Raw genomic sequence first — 21,711 nt, 5'->3', positions numbered from 1 at the left:
GCCACACCTGTTCCCATGTCGAACACAGCAGTTAAGCTCTCCAGCGCCGATGGTAGTTGGACTGACGTCCCGCAAGAGTAGGACGCTGCCAGGCTAATATTTTAATGATTATTCCACAGTAGCTCAGTGGTAGAGCTATCGGCTGTTAACCGATCGGTCGTAGGTTCGAGTCCTACCTGTGGAGCCATTTTTATGTTTTGGCCCGTTGGTCAAGCGGTTAAGACACCGCCCTTTCACGGCGGTAACACGGGTTCGAGTCCCGTACGGGTCACCATTTTAATTATATAGTTCAATATGGAGAATTAGCTCAGCTGGGAGAGCATCTGCCTTACAAGCAGAGGGTCGGCGGTTCGAGCCCGTCATTCTCCATTTTTTGTCCGGAAGGGTAGCGAAGTGGCTAAACGCGGCGGACTGTAAATCCGCTCCTTCGGGTTCGGCAGTTCGAATCTGCCCCCTTCCACCATAGATTTTGGGCTGTAGCCAAGCGGTAAGGCAACGGGTTTTGGTCTCGTGACGCGAAGGTTCGAATCCTTCCAGCCCAGTTTATAATTGGAGCCATTAGCTCAGTTGGTAGAGCATCTGACTTTTAATCAGAGGGTCGCAGGTTCGAATCCTGCATGGCTCATCGCAGAACACTTACAAATGGTAAGTGTTCTTTTTTAATACATAAATTTAGGTTTTATTTATATTTATAAAGCCTTGTATAAAAGCGCTTTCTTTAGTATATTGTAAATAGACAAAGGAATAGTTTTGGGAGGGATGTCAGTGGTTAAAATAGACATCATCGGCGCGCCTACAGCATTTGGACAGCCAAAGTTAGGGGTATCTTTGGGTCCGGATGCGGTGCGCTTTTGCGGTTTGAAGAAACATTTATCCGAGCTTGGCCACGATGTAGCTGATCTAGGAAATGTATACGGCAGCTATCGTCCTGAATACGGGACACACGATATTAAAAATGATGAAGGACTAATCAATTTTGAACAGGTTAAAGATTTCAGTGAACAGCTGGCAAGCACTGTTGAAGCGTCATTAGACCGTAATCATTTTCCATTTATTGTCGGCGGTGATCACAGCCTGTCAATCGGTTCAATAAGCGGTATGGCCAGCAAATATAATAATCTCGGAGTACTGTGGATAGATGCTCACGGAGATATCAATAATAGTGAAACATCGCCGAGCGGAAATATACACGGCATGCCTCTCGGTGTGCTGCTCGGAGAAGGCAGTGAAGAGCTCGTTAATATTCATCATGAGGGTGCGAAGCTGAAACATGAGAATATTGTTTTGATCGGGGTGCGTGATCTTGACTCCGGCGAGAAGACTTATATTAAAGAACACGGTATTAAATGCTATACGATGAGTGATGTTGAAAGACTCGGGCTTGACGTTGTCATAACGAAGTCTCTTAAGTATCTGCAGGACTGCGACGGAATACATTTGTCGCTCGATGTAGACAGTCTCGATCCGCTGGAGATTCAAGGAACCGGAACGAAAGTTGCAGGAGGGATATTTTTATCGGAAATGCTGCTCGGATTAAACATACTGAGTAAAACTGAACTGCTTGTTTCAGCAGATTTAGTTGAAGTTAATCCGCTCCTTGATGACGGTAACGATACAGCAGAGAAAGCAGTAAAAATTGCGGAGTACATATTTGGTCAGAGCCAGTTATAAAAAAAGAAGCCTCTTCAGGCTTCTTTCATAATTTTCATCATGTAAACAGCGTACTCATCAGCAGTAGCTGTTTCTTTTTTTTCACTTTTTCTAACTGACAGTTCATCTAGTTTGCTGGTTAATTTTGTAAATTGGTCATTAGTAAGTTTAATACTGTAAGATTCAGAGGACGAAACAGAGTTTTTCGCGTTTAAATTAAAAATATTGATAGAAGGGACAATTGTTTCTGCAGCCGGGCGGTAGAACTTCTGGATAATACTATTTTTTTCAACAGTATGCGCAAGGGCTATAATATTATGAGTCAGCAGCTGATTTAAATGATAATGGATTTTTGCTCTCGGCAGATTAAGTTCATCGGCAAGCATCTGACCGGTCTTTGGCTCTTTAGCCATCATGGACAGCAGCTGCAGCCTGAAAGGATCGCTAATTGCTTTAAGCTGGTCAAGTTCATTAATGACAAGCAGTTTTTCCATCAATGTCCTCCACATACTTTTCTTATCATTATCATGTAAAATGTAAATATAGTCAATTAAACAGGTTTTAAATAAAAGAGAATATTTGTTACACAATTGTGAATTTGGTATTATTAAAATGTTAAGTACTTAGGGGGATGAGTATGATAGGTCAAAGAATTAAAGAAATAAGAAATAATAATAATTTAACCCAGGAACAACTGGCTGACGGGATCATCTCCCGAACTTATTTAAGTTTGATAGAAAAAGGGACCGTCCAGCCATCCACCAACGTATTAGTAAAGTTGAGCAAGCGCCTGAATTGTACTGTAAATGATTTTATGGCAGAAGTCTCGCATTTTAAATATAATAATTTTGAAATACTGCGGGAAATCGGCCACTATGAATTAAAGATAGACAATAAAGATTACGACGTTGTAAAATATTTTATCGACAAGGAATACGAACTAATTGAAGATGTGCCGCTGCCGGACAGCGGAAGAATTCATTTAATTTATGCACGGTATTTTAAATTTAAAGGGGATTTAAAACGTACGAAACTGCATACTGATAAAGCGCTCGAGAAATTGTCGACAGTCGCTGTCAATCAGCATTACGTTAACGCTGTGCTGTTAAAAGCAGAACTGCTTATGGAAGACGAAGCGATAGACGAAGCGATAGATATACTTGAAGAGACAGTTTATCTGTTAACTAAATTCGATGAATTGAATATTTCCGATATTAAATTACGATTTGCACTTGTAAAATGTTATATTATATTTAAACAATATTACACTGCACACAGACTGATTGAAGATATTCATGAGATATCTTCCAGGCTGAGCATTACTTATAAAAAAGAAGAGCTGAAGAAGTTTGAAATGCTGCTTCTCTTAAAGCTGGAAAGGTATAAAGATGTCCTGGAACTTGCGGATAGCGGAGAAACGGATATCGACATTATGCGGGCATACAGCCTGTGGCAGCTCGACAGAGTAAAAGAAGCTGATCAATTATTAAAAGCAATACCAGAGCCTGATAAGGAGTTTTCCAGCATACCGCAAATAGGTAGTCTGTACGAAGAACTTACCGGGAGATTAGGTGGCTTATAACATAATAGAAAGGAAAATCATTATGGAAACAGCCAACTTTTTTGATAATATCTCTACATCATTTGTTATAACCAGCATTATTGACATTGTGATTATATGGTACGTTTTTTATTTAATCCTGACGGTCATCAAAGGGACAAAAGCTGTACAATTAATCAAAGGGATATTTTTCATAATTATTGGACGGGCATTAAGTAATTTTTTAGATTTAACAACGACAACACAGCTGTTCGATATGGTGCTTCAATGGGGGTTCCTGGCCGTTATTGTTATCTTCCAGCCCGAGTTGAGACGGGCGCTTGAACAGCTTGGCCGGGGCAGCCTGTTTAGAAGCAGTGCCGGCAGCGATGTCAGCGAGCATGAGAAAATGCGGCAGGATATGGTGACCGCAGTACGCTACATGGCTAAACGCCGTATCGGTGCTTTGATTGTGCTCGAAAAAGAAACAGGGCTGAAGGATTACATTGAGACGGGGGTACCGTTAAATGCAGAGATTTCTTCTCAGCTGCTTATTAATATTTTTATTCCGAACACCCCTCTGCATGATGGGGCAATGATCATCCAGGGCGATAAAATCGCGACAGCCGGGAGCTATTTGCCGCTGTCGGAAAGTAATAAGATTGCAAAGGATCTCGGTACCCGCCACAGAGCGGCTGTCGGAATTTCTGAAGTGACCGATGCATTTACAATAATTGTGTCGGAAGAAACAGGTAACGTATCAGTTACATACGGCGGCAAGATGTCAAAAGAAATTACTCTGGAGAATCTGGAAGAACTTCTTCAGAAACATTGGCTTGTTACTGCCGGTGCTAAAGAAGGGGGCGGTCTGTTTGCTCGAAAATAGATTAGGACTGAGCATCGTTGCATTACTTCTTGCACTGTTTATGTTTGTAAACGCAAATAACGTATTTGAAGATATGAACTTGTTCGGCAATGACAGCACGACTAAAGACGATACTCAGTTTATTGAAGGGATACCTGTGGAAGTACTGTACGATGAAGAGTCATATTACGTCTCAGGAGTTCCCGAGGAAGTGACAGTGGAGCTTGGCGGAGTAAATTCAAACGTTAAACGCCTGCAGGCTACACGTAATTTTGAAGTGATTTTAGATTTAAGAAATCGTGAACCTGGTGAACACGAAGTATTCTTTACGGTGAACGGACTGCCTGAAAATGTGTCAAGCACCGTTCAGCCGGAGACCACAAATGTGACGATACAAAATCTTGTCTCCCAGACTTTTGAAGTCCAGGCTGAAGTAAGCGAAGGCCGCATCGGTTCGAGCTACCAGCTTGATACAGTCAATGTTGAGCCTTCGACCGTGACTGTCAGCGGCGGGGAGAGTACGATGAACCGAATACAATATGTGCGGGCTATGATGTCGGATACTTCAAGTATTACAGACGAACGTGTTGAAGAAGCTGAAGTCAGTGCTTTCGACGCCCAGTATAATAAGCTCGATGTCAGTATAGAACCATCGACAGTCAGAATCGAGATTGACGTTGAAGAACTCAGCAAGGAAGTACCTGTCCATCTTGAAACGGCCGGTGAGGTTGCGGATGGCAGAACATTGTCGGAAGTGGAATTAAATCATGATACAATTGAAATATATGGTGACAGTGAAACATTAAATTCGATAACATCTGTCACTGCTGAAGTAGACGTTGAAGGAATGTCATCATCCGGCACCAAAGATGTCCGGCTTGATTTACCTGAAAATGTAACAAAAAGTGAACCTGCGGTACTTGAAGCGGATGTCACGATAGAAAAAGACGAATAATTGCTGCTTAAAAAGGAGATTATTATGGGAAAGTATTTTGGGACAGATGGAGTTAGAGGTATTGCAAACGAAGGATTAACACCGGAACTGGCATTTAAATTAGGCCGTTTTGGCGGATACACACTGCTTAATAAAGGCTCGGAGCATCCGCGCGTTTTAGTTGGAAGAGATACACGTATTTCCGGAGAAATGCTTGAATCTGCACTTATTGCAGGACTATTATCAATCGGTGCTGAAGTAATGCGTTTGGGTGTGATTTCTACACCTGGTGTTGCTTACCTGACTAAAGATATGGAAGCAGATGCCGGCGTAATGATTTCTGCGTCGCATAACCCGGTTGAAGATAACGGCATTAAATTCTTCGGTCCGGACGGCTTTAAACTTACAGATGATCAGGAAGCGGAAATCGAAGCACTGATAGACAGCGAAGAAGATAATCTTCCAAGACCGACAGGAGTTGAAGTCGGTACAATCTCGGATTATTTTGAAGGCGGACAGAAGTACTTAAGCTACTTAAAATCAACAATTGATACTGACTTTGAAGGACTTAAAATCGGCCTTGACGGTGCACATGGTTCAACGTATCACTTAGGACCTTATCTGTTTGGTGATCTGGAAGCAGATACGGCTACAGTCGGAAGCAGCCCGGACGGCACAAACATTAATGCAGGTGTTGGTTCAACACACCCTGAAAAACTTCAGGAACTCGTTAAAGAAGAGAAATGCGACTTCGGCCTGGCATTTGACGGAGACGGGGACAGAATCATTGCAGTGGATGAAAAAGGTGAGATTGTCGACGGAGATAAGATTATGTTTATCCTTGCCCGGTCGTTAAAAGAAAAAGGTGAACTGAAAGACGACACAGTTGTTTCAACGGTGATGAGTAACCTAGGTTTCTATAAAGCGCTGGAAGAACACGGCATGAAATCCGATAAAACCAAGGTCGGCGACAGATATGTTGTAGCTGAAATGCGTGAAGGCGGCTATTCATTAGGCGGTGAACAGTCAGGCCATATCGTGATGATGGATTACAACACGACAGGTGACGGATTGTTAACAGGTATTCATTTAGCGGCAATTGTTAAAGAATCAGGCAAGAAAATGAGTGAGCTTGCAGCAATGGTAGAAACGTTCCCTCAGGAGCTAGTAAACGTGCGTGTAAGCGACAAGCATAACGTTACGAACAATGAAGCAGTTAAGAAAGTAATGGCTGATGTAGAAGAGCGTATGGCCGGCAACGGACGTATTCTCGTTCGAGCTTCGGGAACTGAACCGCTTGTCCGTGTGATGGTGGAAGCTGAAACGGAAGAACTTGCAGCCAGCTACAGCCAGGAAATTGCAGAAGTTGTAGCAGCTGAAATGGGACTCGACAAATAAATATAAACTCAAACATCATTCCCAAAAAGGGATGATGTTTTTTTATATCAATTATAGCGTATCACTTTTATTGACTGAAAATTCAGTCCGGGATAATATTGGGTTAACGAAGCTGATAAAATTATTTAAATTAGTAAAAGCATATAACCGAGTCCGGGATGAGGCGCCGGGAGGATATAAAGACTTCGACAGCGGTGTTGCTAAAAAGTTTGTGATTGACCCGCACGGAATGCTGAAATAAATATAGTAAAAGCGAAGCCGGGTTCTCGGCTTCGCTTTTTATGTATGATTTTTAATATGCTGGTGCAGCTAAAAACTCTCCCATATTAAAATCATTAATAAAATTAAATATGTATACACCTAAAACCTGAAAACCAAAATATAATGAAACGAGACACAGCAGGCTAAAAATAATATTTTCAGCAAAACTGCCCGTGCGGGTAGTGATGGGGAATCTGACCTTGAAGTTTATCGGGAAAAACAGCTGAATCCCGCTTTTAGTTGCCATATCCAATAGGTAATGACTGATCATGCCCGTAATCAAACCGAGCTTTAACGCGTCATTCGGAAAGAAGTAATCGACAAGAAAAGCAATTAGTACGATAAACAGCAGGCTGTGTGTAAAAGAACGATGACCGAAAACGAAGTTAATTAACTTCGAAAGCACCGGAAACGTCTTGCCAATCTTGCTGCCGCCGTGGCAAATATCGGGAATTAAAGACCCCGCAATACCGGCGCCAATTAATAAAACCGGATCGGCGTATGTAAAATGAGCGACTGCCAGACTGGATGCGACACCACCGATGATATGAGTTTTACCTTTCATGATGTGACCTCCTCTGACCTGTATATTATAACACTTTTTTGACATAAATATAACTTTTTCTGAACAAATATTAGTTAATGTTAAGTCCGTAAGCCGGGGGCGGTGAGATAAAATTAAGATGAACATGTTATTATTGATTTAAATGAATATAAAAGAGGAGAATCATTATGGACGGAACAAAAAGAGCAGACATTAAAGTCGGCAGCACAGTGAAAGTTGTGCAGAAACATCACCAGAGAAGCGGCGAATTGACCGAGGGTGTTGTAGCAAGAATTTTAACGAACTCTGCAAATCACCATCACGGCATTAAAGTGAAGCTCGAAGACGGCACAGTCGGCAGAGTGAAGGAAATAATTGAATAAGTAATTGAAGCGGGAACGAATGATAAATCGTTCCTGTTTTTTTGTTATAAGCGAGGATTATGGAGCTGCTGGTTGCTGATGATGTCTGATAACCGTATTTGTCGGACACCGTGAAATTGACAGTGTCCGCTAAACAGCTTTGACTGACATCAAGAAAGTCACACTGTCATTCAAAACGAAAATAGAAACAAAAATCTTCTCTTGAATAGACTTTTTACCATTAAAAGGTAAAAAAATCTTGTAATAAGGTAAAAAATAAATTACAATTTTATTCTGACTATAAAGGAGGACAGCTTGTAAAGAAATCGGAATAGCGCCTGAGCAGTACACAGTACTGTTGACGAGGAGGACAGTGATCGAACATTCGGCGGATACTGTCCCGGATACTGAAGTATTCGTAAGTTTATCTGTTAAAACTTCCGGGCAACCGGTCTGACAGAGCAGATATTCCACAAAACCTAAAACATTACAGAAGGAGTTTATCGTATGTGCGGAATTGTTGGATATATTGGATCATCAGATACGAAGGAAATACTGTTAAAAGGACTTGAAAAGCTGGAATACCGGGGCTACGATTCAGCTGGTATTGCAGTAAAGAATGAAACAGAAACTAAAGTGTTTAAAGAAAAAGGAAGAATTGCCGATCTGCGTAAAAGAGTGGATGAAAATTTCAGCGGGACAACCGGTATCGGCCATACACGCTGGGCAACGCACGGGGAACCAAGTGTAACGAATTCACACCCTCATCAGAGTTCGGATAAAAGATTCACACTGGTGCATAATGGTGTGATTGAGAATTACAAACAGTTAAAAGAAGAGTATTTAAACGATACAAAACTTATGTCGGATACTGATACGGAAATTATCGTGCAGCTCGTTGCGAAATTTGCACAAGAAGGCTCATCGACACTTGAAGCATTTCAAAAAACACTGTCACTGCTGCACGGCTCATATGCAATCGGTCTTTTGGATAATGACGATGACCACACTATCTATGCGGCTAAAAATAAATCACCGCTGCTTTTAGGTAAAGGTGACGGCTTCAACGTTATTACATCAGATGCTATGGCCATGCTTGAATTAACCAATGAATTCGTAGAGCTGATGGATGGCGAAGTCATCCAGCTGATGGAAGATCAAATGATTATCAGAGATATGGAAGGAACAGAAATCGAGCGTGAGTCTTATATTGCGGAAATCGATGCAAGCGATACGGAACTTGGCACTTATCCGCATTATATGATTAAGGAAATTAATGAACAGCCGCAGGTCATGCGTAAAATTATTAAAGAATACCAGGATGATAACGGTGATTTAAAAATCGATAAAAATATAATTAAACAGCTGAACGAAGCAGACCGTTTATATATTATCGCAGCAGGTACGAGTTATCACGCCGGACTGATCGGTAAAGAATACTTTGAAAAATGGGCAGGCGTACCGACAGAAGTCCATGTGGCATCAGAATTTGTTTATAACACGCCGCTCTTATCAGAAAATCCGTTATTTATCTTCATTTCACAATCCGGAGAAACAGCGGACAGCCGGGCAGTGCTTGTTGATATTAAAGAAAAAGGCTACAAATCCTTAACGATTACAAATGTGCCGGGATCAACGTTGTCACGGGAAGCGGATGAAACATTAATCCTGCATGCCGGACCGGAGATTGCAGTGGCATCGACAAAAGCCTATGTAGCACAGATTGCAGTGCTTGCAATAACTGCAGCAGTGACAGCGAGAGAATTGAATAAAGTATCGGATATGAACCTGATGTCTGAGCTTGCTAAAGTTACAACCGCTATCACATCGGTGATAGAAGACGCTGACAAGATAGAAGAAATCGTGAAAAGCTATCTTGAAACTGCGAGAAATACTTTCTTTATCGGCAGGGCGATGGATTATTATGTCGGTTTAGAAGGTGCACTGAAACTGAAAGAAATCTCGTATATTCAGGCAGAAGGCTTTGCCGGCGGTGAATTGAAACATGGGACGATTGCCTTAATAGAAGAAGGTACACCGGTCTTCGCACTCTCTACACAAGAAAAAGTGGACTTGAATATTAGAAGTAACGCACAGGAAGTGAAAGCCCGGGGCGCGAACGTATGTGTCGTAGCAATGGAAGGACTCGAACAGGAAGGCGATGCGTATGTTATCCCGAGAGTGGATGACATGTTGACACCGTTAGTATCCGTGGTCGTCTACCAGCTGATTTCATACTATGCAGCGCTGCACAGAGGGAATGATGTAGATAAACCGCGTAACCTTGCGAAGTCGGTTACAGTGGAATAGAAAAATTTAGAAATAGAAAGGGAGCATCTGATTTTCAATAATCAGATGCTCCCTTTATTCAACTAGTACGCAATCCCAATCCGCGATTTAAGATATTCATCACTATCAAGCTGTTTGTATGCAAACTCAGCGGTATCTCCAACCGTAATCTTCTTTCCGCCTTCCGGCAGGTAATTACGTTTTTCACGATACATACCAGCGGCTTCACCGTCCGGTAAATAAGTGGGACAGACGACTGTCCAGTCCAACTCGGAAGCTTCCAGCAGCTCATAGGTTTTATGGTGTTCTTCAGCTGCGCGTGTCAGTTTTCGTTTTGATTCGCTGGATTGATAGCGCAGCACGTCATCTTCAACTCTGCTGTTCAATATTCCTGCAGTACCTATCGTGACGATGCGTTTAATACCTTCAGCTTTCATCGCTTCAATAATAAGCGGCATGCTTTCTGTCAGCGTCTCTCCGCCGTCTGTATTTAAAGCGCTTATTACTGCATCGGCATCTTTCATAGCGCGTTCCACGTCTTCTTTGATTGTTACGTCACCTTTTATAACCGATAAATTCTCATCTTTACTTGTAATTTTTTCAGGTGTCCGGACTAGTGCTGTCACCTGATGCTTATCTTCAAGGGCAAGCTTGGCAATTTCACTGCCGACTCTCCCTGTCATTCCTAAGATTAAAATTCTCATGTAAAAACTCCTCTCATACCTTCTGTCTATATATTAACATCAATATTTCTTATCAATCTGTATTCAGTTTATAACTTTACTGCTGAATAATTCGGATTTACATAATATCAGACTGGCAATATACCCAAATAAACTCTATAATAAACAATGTATGGAAAAATAATCAGAAAATAAGAAAACATTCTTAATCATTTCTGAAAGCGCTGTATAAATTAGGCGGTTTCCATATAAGCTCTGCTGCCGTGAGAATTATTTATCGGTTTGTTATGGTAGTATAGAGCGTGGAAATAAGATAATAATAATTAAATTATTATATTATAAATGTGAAGAACAGGGAGGAAATTGTAATGGATTTTCGTTATTTACCAGCTACTGAAGCTGATAAAACACAGATGTTAGAAAAGATCGGTGCAAAATCCACAGACGAGCTTTTTTCAGATATTCCTGAAAAAGTGAGACTGGACAGAAAATTAAATCTGAAAGAGCCAACTAGTGAGTACGAGCTTAAAAAAGAAATGACTGCAATGGCTGCTAAAAACGCCAACCTGCAGGATTACAGTTCATTTTTAGGTGCCGGGGTTTACGATCACTTTATCCCGTCAGTAGTTGACCATGTTATTTCAAGACAAGAATTTTATACTTCTTACACACCTTACCAGCCGGAAATGACACAGGGTGAATTGCAGGCTATGTTTGAGTTCCAGACGATGGTTTCTGAAATTACTGGCATGCCTATCGTGAACTCTTCATTATATGACGGCGGAACTGCTGTTGTAGAAGCAATGTACTTAAGTAACGTTCAGACTAAGAAAAACAAAATCCTGGTTTCAAAAGCATTACACCCTGAGTACCTTCAATTAGTTAAAACTGCATCAAAAGGTAAAGGCCTTGAGATTGTTGAAATCGGTTTATCTGAAGGGAAAACAGATTTAGAGCAGCTTGAAAAAGAAATCGATGAAAATACAGCTTCAGTAATCGTTCAGTACCCTAACTTCCTGGGTCAGATCGAACCGCTTGAAGAAATAAATAAATTAATTAAAGAACAGCCTAAAGCAATGATGATTGTTTCCAGCAATCCGTTAGCACTAGGATACTTAACGCCGCCTGCAGAGTTCGGTGCCGATATCGTTGTCGGTGATACTCAGGTATTCGGTATTCCTGCACAGCTTGGCGGACCGCACTGCGGCTACTTCGCAACAACTGAAAAGTTAATGCGTAAAGTACCGGGACGTTTCGTTGGTGAAACTGTCGACCAGGACGGCCAGCGCGGATTTGTGCTTGCACTTCAAACGAGAGAGCAGCACATCAGACGTGAAAAAGCGACATCAAACATTACATCTAATCAGGCCTTAAACGCAGTAGCAAGTTCAGCTGCAATGAGCGCACTTGGTAAGAATGGTGTTAAAGAAATGTCTAAACTGAATATGCAAAAAGCAAGATACACAAGACAGCAGCTTGAAGAAGCCGGTTTATCATCTGCATTCAGCGGATCATTCTTCAACGAATTCGCAGTTAAGCTTTCAAAACCTGTTAAAGAGGTTAACGAAAAGTTATTTGAAAAAGGAATTGTCGGCGGATTTGACCTCGGTATTATTTACCCTGAGTTCGAAAACCACATGCTGATTGCAACGACAGAAATCCGTTCTAAAGAAGAAATCGATGCATTTGTTAAAGAATTGGGGGATATCAACAATGGCTAATGAAAACTTTCCATTAATTTTTGAACGCAGTAAAGAAGGCAGAGTAGGATATAACCTCCCTGCACTTGATGTACCGGAAGTTAATTTAGAAGAAGAAATTGATGATGCTTACGTTCGTAAAGTAGATGCAAATCTTCCGGAAGTTGATGAACTGGAATTAATGCGTCACTATACTGGATTATCGAACCGCAACTTCGGAATCCATACAGGATTTTATCCTTTAGGATCTTGTACGATGAAATACAACCCTGTAATTAACGAAGATGTTGTAAGATTACCGGGCTTCAGCCACATTCACCCGTATCAGGATACAAGAACTATCCAGGGTGCTTTAGAATTAATGTACGATCTTCAGGTTCACCTTGAAGAAATTACAGGAATGGATGAAATCACTTTGCAGCCGGCAGCCGGTTCACAGGGTGAATGGACTGCATTAATGGTGTTTAAAGCTTTCCACGCAGCAAACGGAGAGTCACACCGCAACGAAGTAATCGTTCCTGACTCGGCACATGGTACGAACCCTGCATCTGCAGCAGTTGCAGGCTTTAAAATCGTCGAAGTTAAATCAAACGATAAAGGTTTAGTTGACGTCGAAGACCTTAAAAAGGTAGTTAACGAAAACACTGCAGCATTAATGCTGACAAACCCGAACACTTTAGGTTTATTTGAAACTGAAATCCTTGAAATGTCAGAGATTATCCATGAAGCGGGCGGTAAAATGTACTATGACGGTGCAAACCTTAATGCAATTATGGGTTACGCACGTCCAGGAGACATGGGCTTTGATGCAGTTCACCTTAACCTGCACAAGACATTCACCGGTCCTCACGGCGGCGGCGGCCCGGGTTCAGGCCCAATCGGTGTAACAGATGAGCTTGCGCCTTATCTTCCAAAACCGGTTGTTGTAGAAGAAAACGGTGTCTATGATTTAGACTATGACCGGCCAGATTCAATCGGTATGGTTAAGAATTTCTACGGTAACTTTGGAATAAACGTCCGTTCTTACACGTACATCCGCACACTTGGTGCCGAAGGACTTAAGAAAGCAAGTGAGTATGCGGTACTTAATGCGAACTACATTATGCGCAGCTTACAGGAGAAATACGAACTTCCATTCACACAGCACTGTAAACACGAATTCGTTATCTCAGGTAACAAGCAGAAGGACCTTGGAATCAGAACAGCAGACATCGCGAAGCGTCTGATGGACTTTGACATTCACCCGCCGACTGTTTACTTCCCGTTAATCGTAGAAGAAGCAATGATGATTGAGCCGACTGAAACAGAGTCTAAAGAAACTTTGGATCACTTTATCGATACAATGCTTCAAATCGCAGATGAAGCAGAAAATAATCCGGATATTATCCACGAAGCTCCTCACAAAACACCAGTTAAACGTTTAGACGAAACAAGGGCTTCACGTAAACCTGTTTTACGCTGGACTAAAGAAGGATAAGTAATAATTTTTAAACCCCTGTACCAGATACTTGATGTATCAGGTACAGGGTTTTATTTATAGTGAGTTGATTCACAATGTCACGAATTAATCATAAATCTTGAAAAAAGTTTTCTTCTCAGCCGCTTTTTGAATGCCTCTCTCATCAATCTGCGTTAAAATGACGGACAAGTAAGAAATTAAAGGAGAATTACACAATGAAAAAATGGTTATCAAGTTTAACAATAATAGGTTCATTGCTGCTGCTCGGAGCATGCAATGGTGATGAAGAAGCAGCAACCGAAGATACTGAGAGTACAGAAGAAGCGGCACCTGAATCAGGTGCGGCAGCGGAGGGTGAAGAAGGCGCTGCAGAACAGCCGGAAATGCCTGAGCCGGATTTAGAAGACGTACCTGATGTTGTTGCGGAAGTAAATGATACTGAAATTGAAAAAGCAGAATTTGAAGAAGCGTATAATATGCAATTCCAGCAGATGGCTATGATGTCTCAGATGTCTGGTGAAGAAGTGAACCAGGACGATTTGAAAAAACAAGTAGCTGACGGTCTTGTATCTCAGGAATTATTACTGCAGGAAGCGGATAACCGTGACCTGGAAGTGACAGAAGAAGATAAAAACGGTGTGCTCGACAGTTTAGTTGAACAAAACGGTATGGAATCACAGGACGATCTGTTCGCAGCATTTGAAGAGCAGGGTATGCCTGAAGATGAAGTGATGTCACAAGTTGAAATGCAGGTAAAAGTTGATAAACTTATCGCTGAAGAAGCGGGCGATATCGAACCGTCTGAAGAGGAACTGCAGGAAGTTTACGATGCACAGGTAGCACAAATGGAGCAGATGGAAACAGAAGAAGAGCCGCCTTCATTTGAAGAAATGGAACCTCAGCTGAAAGAACAGGTTGTACAGCAGAAAGAAGGCGAAGCAGCACAGGCTTTAGTTGAAGACCTTAAAGAAAGTGCAGATGTAACAGTTCATATTTAAAAAGATGAAAGACTGATGGAAGTTAAATCCATCAGTCTTTTTTATTAGATCCACCATTTAATTAAAGAGCCGACGGCAAAACCGAAAATCGCATGACTGAATGTCCAGTAAAACCAGGAAGAAAAACTGTCGGAAGCGGGGGGCTTATCAGTGAGTAAGCTGAGAAAATAAAGTACGCCGCTGCCTGCTGTATATACGAGAACGTACGGCCAGATATTAGATTCCCATCCAAACGGGACGAGCATATAGAATAATACAACAGCACTTACTATACAGGTTATATAGTGAAAGATAATTCCTGTAATCCACTTAGCACTCCATTTTTTAAGCACCGGCATATAGTCCATATTGTATAAAAGAATTTCCGCTTTGTTACCGGTAGTAAGACGAATAATTTTTCCTGAAGCGGCAAGTATCATTCCGGATATAAAACCTATTATGATTAACTTTAAAAAGATAGTCATCGAAACACTCCATGTCATTTTATTCCTTTTATATACCCGGTTAAGATAGGTATTTATCGCGATGGATGTAATTTTCTCTGATACTTTTTTAGCTTATTCGTTTGCAGCAAACAATTAAAGCTGTCATTCCCGGCTCACCGGTATCGTAATCTTCGTCACGTACTTATCACTGTCATTTACTGAGATGCGGTCGAGTATAGGTTCAGCATAAAAGTATTCGGCAACCTTAAGACGATGTTCTTTTATAAAAGAGAACATCTTTTCATACGTATCTGAGAACGCCTCGTATTTTCCTATGTGATAGCCGGTAACCTGTAAGCCCTGTTCTTTTTTTGCCAGCGGCAGTGCGTCTGTATAATCTGTTTTTGCAAATAAGTATTCGAAGCTGCCGACTTCCGAAGCTGCCGGGTCTTCGATTTTAATCAGAGCACCGATGGAGTATTTTTCATGAAGCTCCCGCATGCATACTTGATAGAAGTCAGAGATTGCAGCTCTGTTTTCATCATCATCATTATCGAGCGGGGCACTTAAATATACATACTCTTCCTCAGCCTCACTCAGCACAATTTTACTGAAATCGGTGTTCTTCGCTTCTTTGGTAAGCAGTATTTTCTTTTCTATCGTGTTCTGAATACTGGCAAGGTTATTTATCTTTTCAGAGATCTGCCTCGATTGTTCTGTGAACATTTCAATCATCGTATCAGGTGTTGTAATACTGATAAATTCTTTTATCTCGCTGAGCGGCATCTCCATTTCTTTTAGGGATTCTATTACATACATCGTATCGAATTGTGTATACGAGTAATACCTGTAGCCTTTTTCATCTTTGTGATGAGGGCAGAGCAGTCCGATATTATCATAATGGAAAAGAGTCTGTTTAGTGACTTCACAAAGTTTAGCGAAATCACCTGTAGTAAAATAAATTTCTGATTTCATAATGCTCACCTCTTGACTATATGGTTACCATATACTTTATATTATACTAGGTCATCATTTTGATGTGTATTGGAAACTCTCACTTTTCAATATGAAGAAATTATAAGAGGTGCAAAATGACAGAGAATAATAATATAAAGTACGAATTTTTATCGGAGGATCCGAACGCAAAAACCCTGCCGATTATGGTCGCGTTAATTATCGGAGCCTTCTTCGCCATTTTAAATGAAACACTGCTCAATATTGCGTTAACCACACTGATGGCGGAGTTCGGCATTACGCTTTCCACAGTTCAATGGGTAGCGACCGGTTTCATGCTTGTCATGGCTATCGTCATTCCCGTATCCCCGCTGTTAATGGGCTGGTTTACGACGAGGCAGCTGTTTATCGGTACGATGGTCACATTTTTAATCGGTACCGTTGTCGCTGCGTTCGCGCCGACTTTTTCTGTGCTGCTCCTTGGCCGGATGATTCAGGCAATCGGAACCGGCTTGATTATGCCGATTATGTTTAATGTATTTTTACTGATTTACCCGCCTCATAGAAGAGGGAAGATTATGGGAATTGTCGGGCTCGTTATTATGTTTGCTCCAGCAATCGGTCCGACGCTGTCGGGTATTATTGTGGAATACTTCGGCTGGAGATTTTTATTTATCTTCGTTATGCCGTTTACGGTTTTTTCAATTCTCTTTGCTTTGAAATACCTTGTAAATATTACCGAAAGAACAAAGCCGAAAATAGACTGGATTTCACTTGTGTATTCAACAATCGGTCTCGGGGCAACGATATACGGCTTCAGCCATGCAGGAGAAAGTGCAGACGGCTTTATGACACCGTCTGTCTTTATTCCGATTATTATCGGACTCATCGGTATCCTGCTCTTTGTCCTCCGCCAGTTTAAGCTCGATGAGCCGCTGATGGATCTCCGGGTCTTTAAGTTTCCAATGTTTGCTCACGCAGTGGTGTTATTTGTCATTATTATTATGATGATGTTTGCGTCGGAATTAATTCTGCCTGTATTTATGCAGGGACCGATGGGTCTGACTGCAGCAGCGGCAGGACTTCTGCTCTTGCCGGGGAGTTTGCTGAATGGTGCAATGAGCCCGTTTATGGGAGCTTTATTCGATAAAGTCGGCCCGAAAGTCATGATGATTCCGGCAACGATTGTCCTTGCTGTGACGATGTTTATGTTCAGCAACCTGACAGCGGACACGCCGCAGTGGATTATTATTGCAGGCTTTATGCTGATTATGCTGAGTGTATCTGCAACGATGATGCCTGCTGAGACGAACGGTTTAAACCAGCTGCCAAAACATTTATATCCGCACGGTACAGCTGTAGTATCGACCTTGCAGCCCTTGGCCGGAGCAATCGGCGTGTCGGTGTTTATCGGCCTGCTTAACTCGCGTCAGCAAAGCTATCTGGAAGGTGCAGCAAATCCTGAATCAAAAGCGGCAATGACAGCAGCGATGGTTTCGGGAGTAGAATTTGTTTACTTCCTTATCTTCATTGTTGCATTAATCGCAGTAGTGATGTCCTTCTTCGTTTACCGTGCAAAACCGATCGAAGATTTGGTACCGGCACCAGTTAAAAAAGACAATAATTAATGAATAATTTATGAAATCACTTCATTTTCGAAATGAAGTGATTTTTTTACGTGTATAATGTATATACAGTGTTCTGTAAAGGAGCGGAAATTATGAGTAAATGGTTTATGGGATTTCTAATCATTGTTATCGCAGGATTGCTAATTTTTACAATTATGATAGCATTAGGCGGAGTATAATACTTTTAAAAATATATAAAGCTGGGGTGAGGCATTATGAGGTTGAATAAAGGAGACATTGTACGTGCGGGCCATGCTCACATGAGACGTCCGATGAGAGGTGTCGAAGGACCTTTATATTTAACGAAATCAGCATTGTTTCACGAAGGCTCAGTTGGACCGTATATTGAATCGGTTGAAACGATTATTGATTTAAAAGATATTAAAGAAATTAAAACGAAACGCAGCATGGGCTTGATTCCGAATGTGATTAAAATAATTACTCACAATAACAATATATTCAAGTTCAGTGTGTTTAAACGGGAAGACTGGATTACAGCGATAAATAAAATGAGAAAAGAATTATATGCACCTGCAGAAGATTAGGTTCTGCAGGTTTTTTCATGACGATCATACTTTTGTGTAAAATGACTTTTTGTGGTAATATCATCATGGATAAAAATTCGAGATACTATAGATAAGAAGGTTTAAATATATATGAAAGAAAATTTTTGGCGTGAATTACCGCGTCCATTTTTTGTTTTGGCCCCCATGGAAGATGTCACAGATGTCGTTTTCCGTCATGTTGTCAGCGAAGCAGGACGTCCCGACGTATTTTTCACTGAATTTACAAACACAGAAAGCTTTTGTCATCCGGAAGGTGTACACAGCGTACGGGGACGCCTGACTTTTACTGAAGATGAGCAGCCAATTGTTGCCCATATATGGGGAGATAAGCCAGACCATTTCCGGGAAATGAGCATAGGAATGGCAGAGATGGGATTTAAAGGCATTGATTTAAATATGGGCTGTCCCGTTCCAAACGTTGCGGCGAAAGGTAAGGGGGCAGGTCTCATCCAGCGTCCTGAAACAGCGGCGGAGATTATTCAGGCGGCAAAAGCAGGCGGTCTGCCGGTCAGCGTTAAGACGCGGCTCGGCTATACTGAAATCGATGAGTGGAGAGATTGGCTGACACACGTATTTAAACAGGATATTGCGAACCTGTCTATCCATCTCCGTACGAGACGGGAAATGAGCAAGGTCGATGCGCATTGGGACTTAATCGGAGAAATTAAACAGCTGCGCGATGAAATTGCACCCGATACACTGCTCACGATTAACGGAGATATTCCGGACAGAAAAACAGGGCTCGAATTGGCAGAGAAATACGGTATTGACGGTGTTATGATCGGGCGCGGTATTTTCCATAATCCGTACGCTTTTGAAAAAGAGCCGAGAGAGCATACAAGCGAAGAGCTCCTCAGTCTGTTAAGACTGCATCTCGACCTGTTCGACAAGTATTCTAAAGAAGAATCGCGTTTGTTCAAACCGCTGCGCAGATTTTTTAAAATATACGTGCGCGGCATCAGAGGCGCAGGTGAGTTAAGACACCAGCTGATGAGCACGAATACAACAGATGAAGTCCGAGCTTTGCTCGCTGATTTTGAAGCCGGAATGAAGTCGGCAGAATAACAGTCATCCCTTTTGAAAAAATCAAAAGGGATTTTTGCATTGATAAGTGATACGATTATATTCAAATATACAGAGGATGTGAGCAAGATGTTGACTGCACTGCTCGGCGCTGCGATTGGAACCGGAATGTCCATGCAGTCAGCCATCAATTCAGGTCTCCGGACTTACGTGAAATCTCCATTTACTGCATCGATGATTTCATTTGTCGTCGGCACCGTATTTTTAAGTATCATCATACTGGTGAACGGTCTGCCGCTCACGCCGCCGCTGTCCGCATTTACTGGCGAACCGCTATGGATATGGCTCGGCGGGGTGTGCGGTGTCATCGCGCTGACGACGAACATATTCATCTTCCCTAAAATCGGCAGTGTAGAAACTGCAATTATGCCGATTATCGGGATGATTATTACCGGAATGGTTATCGATAATTTCGGCTGGTTTAACTCGATGATTCAGCCTTTCGGTCTGACGAGATTCCTCGGCGTTACACTGATTTTTGCCGGGGTCTTTCTTGCGGTGGTCCTGCAGGATATCATGAAGCAGCGCCGCTATAAACTTGAAACGGTGAATGATAGAATCAATAAATGGCCGTGGCGTGCGGCCGGTTTTACCGGGGGTGCACTGTTGTCAATTCAGGCAGCAATTAACGGCGAACTCGGCAGCGCTGTATATTCACCATTTACGGCAGCCTTTATTTCTTTCTTTATCGGAGCGGCGACTTTAATTATCATTGTTTTAATAAGAGAAAAAACATTAATTCCAGTAAAATATCCTATTACAGAAAAAGCACCGCTCTGGGTCTGGCTCGGTGGAATATTCGGCGGATTTTACGTATTAATTAATATATTTCTCGTCGGTGAAATAGGTACGGGTCCGACAATCGTGCTGGTGCTGTTTGGTCAGATTACAGGCAGTATTCTCGTCCAGCAATTTGGTATGTTCAGATCGGGGAAAAATACAATTGTCCCGGTTCAGCTTGCCGGCCTGCTTGTTCTGCTTGCAGGTGTTGTGCTGATTAATCTGTTTTAAGATTTATTTTTTAATATAACTATACGGAGGTTAATATTATGAAGACAATTTTAGGACATCACCATATTTCTATGCTGACGAAAAATGCTCAGGAAAATAACAAATTTTATACTCAGGTTCTCGGCATGCGCAGAGTTAAAGTAACCGTTAACCAGGACGATCCGTCAATGTATCATTTATTTTACGGCGATCAAAACGGTACACCGGGGAGTGAACTCACCTTTTTTGAAATGCCGATGGCAGCTCATACCAGACGAGGCACAAACGCAATTACGCGGATAGGGCTGTTCGTCAGGGGCGAGAGCAGTTTATCGTACTGGCAGAAAAGATTTGATGAACACGGCGTGGAATATAGTGAGGCAGCAAATTACGGCGGAAGAAAATCGCTGCTTTTTGAAGACGGTGACGGACTGAGGCTGGCACTGCAGGCAGCAGATAATGATGAAGTCAGCAAATTCGAGAGCTGGAACGGTTCCGCTGTGCCGGCAGAATATCAGATTATGAGCATGGGAACTATTGAAATGAGTGTCCGCCGAATTGAGAAGATGGAAAGAACATTGACGGAACTGTTCGATTACGTGAAAGTATCGGGAGATGACCATGAACGACTGTACCGGCCGGCGAATAGTGGCGGACACAGTGAAATCGTTGTTAAATATAAAGACGGCGGCCGCGAACGGCCGGGGCGCGGGAGCGTACATCACCTCGCAATTAATGTAGAAGATGAAGAAACATTGCAGTACTGGCATGAACAGGTTGTAAAGAGAGGATTCAGTTCAACAGGAGTCGTTGACAGACACTTCTTCAAAAGCTTATACTTCCGGGAATCCAACGGCATTATGTTTGAACTTGCAACAGATAGACCCGGGCTCGTGGGTACAACACCCGGCATTGAAGCGGGAGAAAAATTAGATCTGCCGCCATTCTTGGAAGCGGACAGAGCCGAGATTGAAGCAAAACTGACTCCTATTGAAAAGGATAAGAGAATATAGTGAAGTTAATTTGGGCAGATATCCTTGATAAGGATATCTGTTTTTTTGTTGATGAAGTTGAAGGAGGTGGCCAGTGGTGAGCAAGGTGGTGCAATTTTGGTTGACCTTGCTCATAATGAGTGTTGAAACGAGCAAGGTAGTGATATTTTGAGAGACCTTGCACAAAAGAAAGGCGAAAGCGCGAAAGTAATTGGCTGCATGGAGCTTTATCAAGTCTTGAATATGAAAAGGTAACACATCGAAATGATTATCGATGAAAGGTTGAGAGAAATGAGAAGATAGCAGCAATAGAAAAATATCTACCAAAAAACACTTGAAAGTCAAAGAAGGTCAGTGTATAATAAATATATAAGGTCAAAGATAGTCAAA

21 protein-coding genes, 6 tRNA genes and 1 rRNA gene are annotated in these 21,711 nt (G+C 41.9%); 23 read left to right on the top strand and 5 right to left on the bottom strand.

Annotated features, from left to right (window positions below; genetic code table 11):
- From rrf to rocF, 8 genes are all read left to right on the top strand, one after another.
- Window positions 1-94, top strand: a 5S ribosomal RNA gene (rrf, locus tag DFR63_RS10690); the annotation flags it as partial.
- Window positions 95-112: 18 nt separating this feature from the next.
- A tRNA-Asn gene (locus DFR63_RS10685) sits at window positions 113-187 on the top strand.
- A gap of 12 nt (window positions 188-199) precedes the next feature.
- Window positions 200-274: transfer RNA gene (locus DFR63_RS10680), tRNA-Glu, on the top strand.
- Window positions 275-296: 22 nt separating this feature from the next.
- Window positions 297-369, top strand: a tRNA-Val gene (locus DFR63_RS10675).
- Between the two features lie 10 nt (window positions 370-379).
- A tRNA-Tyr gene (locus tag DFR63_RS10670) sits at window positions 380-463 on the top strand.
- A 7-nt stretch (window positions 464-470) separates the two neighbouring features.
- Window positions 471-542 (top strand) — tRNA-Gln (locus tag DFR63_RS10665).
- A 10-nt stretch (window positions 543-552) separates the two neighbouring features.
- A tRNA-Lys gene (locus DFR63_RS10660) sits at window positions 553-625 on the top strand.
- A 140-nt stretch (window positions 626-765) separates the two neighbouring features.
- Entirely contained in the window at window positions 766-1,671 is a 906-nt protein-coding gene (gene rocF, locus DFR63_RS10655; RefSeq protein ID WP_415708194.1) for an arginase, read from the top strand.
- A gap of 14 nt (window positions 1,672-1,685) precedes the next feature.
- Here the strand turns inward: rocF and DFR63_RS10650 are convergent, their stop codons facing one another.
- Window positions 1,686-2,144 carry an ArsR/SmtB family transcription factor gene (locus tag DFR63_RS10650; RefSeq protein WP_115885932.1) on the bottom strand — a complete coding sequence of 153 codons (459 nt, stop codon included), beginning with the start codon at window positions 2,142-2,144 and terminating at the stop codon, window positions 1,686-1,688.
- Between the two features lie 143 nt (window positions 2,145-2,287).
- Here DFR63_RS10650 and DFR63_RS10645 point away from each other — a divergent pair, with 143 nt between their 5' ends.
- The 5 genes from DFR63_RS10645 to DFR63_RS11845 all read left to right on the top strand — a co-directional run bounded on the left by DFR63_RS10645 (window position 2,288) and on the right by DFR63_RS11845 (window position 6,628).
- The gene (locus tag DFR63_RS10645) at window positions 2,288-3,232 is read left to right on the top strand and encodes a helix-turn-helix domain-containing protein (protein WP_162842345.1); all 945 of its coding nucleotides are present in this window, start codon (window positions 2,288-2,290) and stop codon (window positions 3,230-3,232) included.
- 22 nt (window positions 3,233-3,254) lie between these two features.
- The gene (cdaA, locus tag DFR63_RS10640; protein ID WP_115885930.1) at window positions 3,255-4,076 is read left to right on the top strand and encodes a diadenylate cyclase CdaA; all 822 of its coding nucleotides are present in this window, start codon (window positions 3,255-3,257) and stop codon (window positions 4,074-4,076) included.
- Window positions 4,063-5,010 carry a CdaR family protein gene (locus DFR63_RS10635; protein WP_115885929.1) on the top strand — a complete coding sequence of 316 codons (948 nt, stop codon included), beginning with the start codon at window positions 4,063-4,065 and terminating at the stop codon, window positions 5,008-5,010. Before cdaA ends, DFR63_RS10635 begins: the two co-directional genes overlap by 14 nt.
- A gap of 24 nt (window positions 5,011-5,034) precedes the next feature.
- Complete coding sequence (gene glmM / locus DFR63_RS10630; protein ID WP_115885928.1) at window positions 5,035-6,387, top strand: phosphoglucosamine mutase; 1,353 nt, start codon at window positions 5,035-5,037, stop codon at window positions 6,385-6,387.
- 70 nt (window positions 6,388-6,457) lie between these two features.
- Window positions 6,458-6,628: a hypothetical protein gene (locus DFR63_RS11845; RefSeq protein WP_162842341.1), complete on the top strand. Its 171-nt coding sequence runs from the start codon at window positions 6,458-6,460 to the stop codon at window positions 6,626-6,628.
- A 51-nt stretch (window positions 6,629-6,679) separates the two neighbouring features.
- Here DFR63_RS11845 and DFR63_RS10620 read toward each other — a convergent pair whose 3' ends face one another.
- Window positions 6,680-7,213: a metal-dependent hydrolase gene (locus DFR63_RS10620; RefSeq protein ID WP_115885926.1), complete on the bottom strand. Its 534-nt coding sequence runs from the start codon at window positions 7,211-7,213 to the stop codon at window positions 6,680-6,682.
- 167 nt (window positions 7,214-7,380) lie between these two features.
- Here DFR63_RS10620 and DFR63_RS10615 point away from each other — a divergent pair, with 167 nt between their 5' ends.
- Window positions 7,381-7,575 (top strand): YwbE family protein, encoded by a 195-nt coding sequence (locus tag DFR63_RS10615; protein ID WP_115885925.1) that lies wholly within the window; start codon window positions 7,381-7,383, stop codon window positions 7,573-7,575.
- 486 nt (window positions 7,576-8,061) lie between these two features.
- A complete protein-coding gene (gene glmS / locus DFR63_RS10610) occupies window positions 8,062-9,864 on the top strand; it encodes a glutamine--fructose-6-phosphate transaminase (isomerizing) (RefSeq protein ID WP_115885924.1) in 1,803 nt (600 codons plus the stop codon).
- Window positions 9,865-9,926: 62 nt separating this feature from the next.
- Here the strand turns inward: glmS and DFR63_RS10605 are convergent, their stop codons facing one another.
- Window positions 9,927-10,547, bottom strand: a complete 621-nt coding sequence (locus tag DFR63_RS10605; protein WP_115885923.1) for an NAD(P)-dependent oxidoreductase — start codon at window positions 10,545-10,547, stop codon at window positions 9,927-9,929.
- Window positions 10,548-10,894: 347 nt separating this feature from the next.
- Between DFR63_RS10605 and gcvPA the strand changes: the two genes are divergently transcribed.
- The 3 genes from gcvPA to DFR63_RS10590 all read left to right on the top strand — a co-directional run bounded on the left by gcvPA (window position 10,895) and on the right by DFR63_RS10590 (window position 14,683).
- Complete coding sequence (gcvPA, locus tag DFR63_RS10600; RefSeq protein ID WP_115885922.1) at window positions 10,895-12,247, top strand: aminomethyl-transferring glycine dehydrogenase subunit GcvPA; 1,353 nt, start codon at window positions 10,895-10,897, stop codon at window positions 12,245-12,247.
- On the top strand, window positions 12,240-13,703 hold the full coding sequence (gene gcvPB / locus DFR63_RS10595; protein ID WP_115885921.1) for an aminomethyl-transferring glycine dehydrogenase subunit GcvPB: 1,464 nt from the start codon (window positions 12,240-12,242) through the stop codon (window positions 13,701-13,703). The genes gcvPA and gcvPB overlap by 8 nt, the downstream gene beginning before the upstream one ends.
- A 197-nt stretch (window positions 13,704-13,900) precedes the next feature.
- The gene (locus DFR63_RS10590; RefSeq protein ID WP_115885920.1) at window positions 13,901-14,683 is read left to right on the top strand and encodes a SurA N-terminal domain-containing protein; all 783 of its coding nucleotides are present in this window, start codon (window positions 13,901-13,903) and stop codon (window positions 14,681-14,683) included.
- Window positions 14,684-14,727: 44 nt separating this feature from the next.
- Here DFR63_RS10590 and DFR63_RS10585 read toward each other — a convergent pair whose 3' ends face one another.
- A complete protein-coding gene (locus tag DFR63_RS10585; protein WP_115885919.1) occupies window positions 14,728-15,147 on the bottom strand; it encodes a hypothetical protein in 420 nt (139 codons plus the stop codon).
- Between the two features lie 123 nt (window positions 15,148-15,270).
- Entirely contained in the window at window positions 15,271-16,083 is an 813-nt protein-coding gene (locus DFR63_RS10580; RefSeq protein ID WP_115885918.1) for a MerR family transcriptional regulator, read from the bottom strand.
- A 116-nt stretch (window positions 16,084-16,199) separates the two neighbouring features.
- On the opposite strand from DFR63_RS10580, the gene DFR63_RS10575 reads away from it, so the two are divergent.
- The 5 genes from DFR63_RS10575 to DFR63_RS10555 all read left to right on the top strand — a co-directional run bounded on the left by DFR63_RS10575 (window position 16,200) and on the right by DFR63_RS10555 (window position 21,342).
- Complete coding sequence (locus DFR63_RS10575; protein ID WP_115885917.1) at window positions 16,200-17,690, top strand: MDR family MFS transporter; 1,491 nt, start codon at window positions 16,200-16,202, stop codon at window positions 17,688-17,690.
- A 215-nt stretch (window positions 17,691-17,905) separates the two neighbouring features.
- Window positions 17,906-18,235 carry a GRAM domain-containing protein gene (locus DFR63_RS10570; protein ID WP_115885916.1) on the top strand — a complete coding sequence of 110 codons (330 nt, stop codon included), beginning with the start codon at window positions 17,906-17,908 and terminating at the stop codon, window positions 18,233-18,235.
- 111 nt (window positions 18,236-18,346) lie between these two features.
- Window positions 18,347-19,321, top strand: a complete 975-nt coding sequence (locus DFR63_RS10565) for a tRNA dihydrouridine synthase (protein ID WP_115885915.1) — start codon at window positions 18,347-18,349, stop codon at window positions 19,319-19,321.
- An 87-nt stretch (window positions 19,322-19,408) separates the two neighbouring features.
- On the top strand, window positions 19,409-20,350 hold the full coding sequence (locus tag DFR63_RS10560; protein ID WP_115885914.1) for a DMT family transporter: 942 nt from the start codon (window positions 19,409-19,411) through the stop codon (window positions 20,348-20,350).
- A gap of 38 nt (window positions 20,351-20,388) precedes the next feature.
- Window positions 20,389-21,342, top strand: coding sequence for a VOC family protein (locus DFR63_RS10555; protein WP_115885913.1), 954 nt, complete (start codon window positions 20,389-20,391; stop codon window positions 21,340-21,342).
- Window positions 21,343-21,711 lie beyond the last annotated feature (369 nt).

It is taken from the genome of Jeotgalicoccus halotolerans (genome assembly GCF_003387165.1).
Classification (GTDB): Bacteria; Bacillota; Bacilli; order Staphylococcales; family Salinicoccaceae; genus Jeotgalicoccus; species Jeotgalicoccus halotolerans.
Note: the sequence above shows the minus strand (reverse complement) of the source record. Positions and strands in the feature narration are given on the sequence as shown.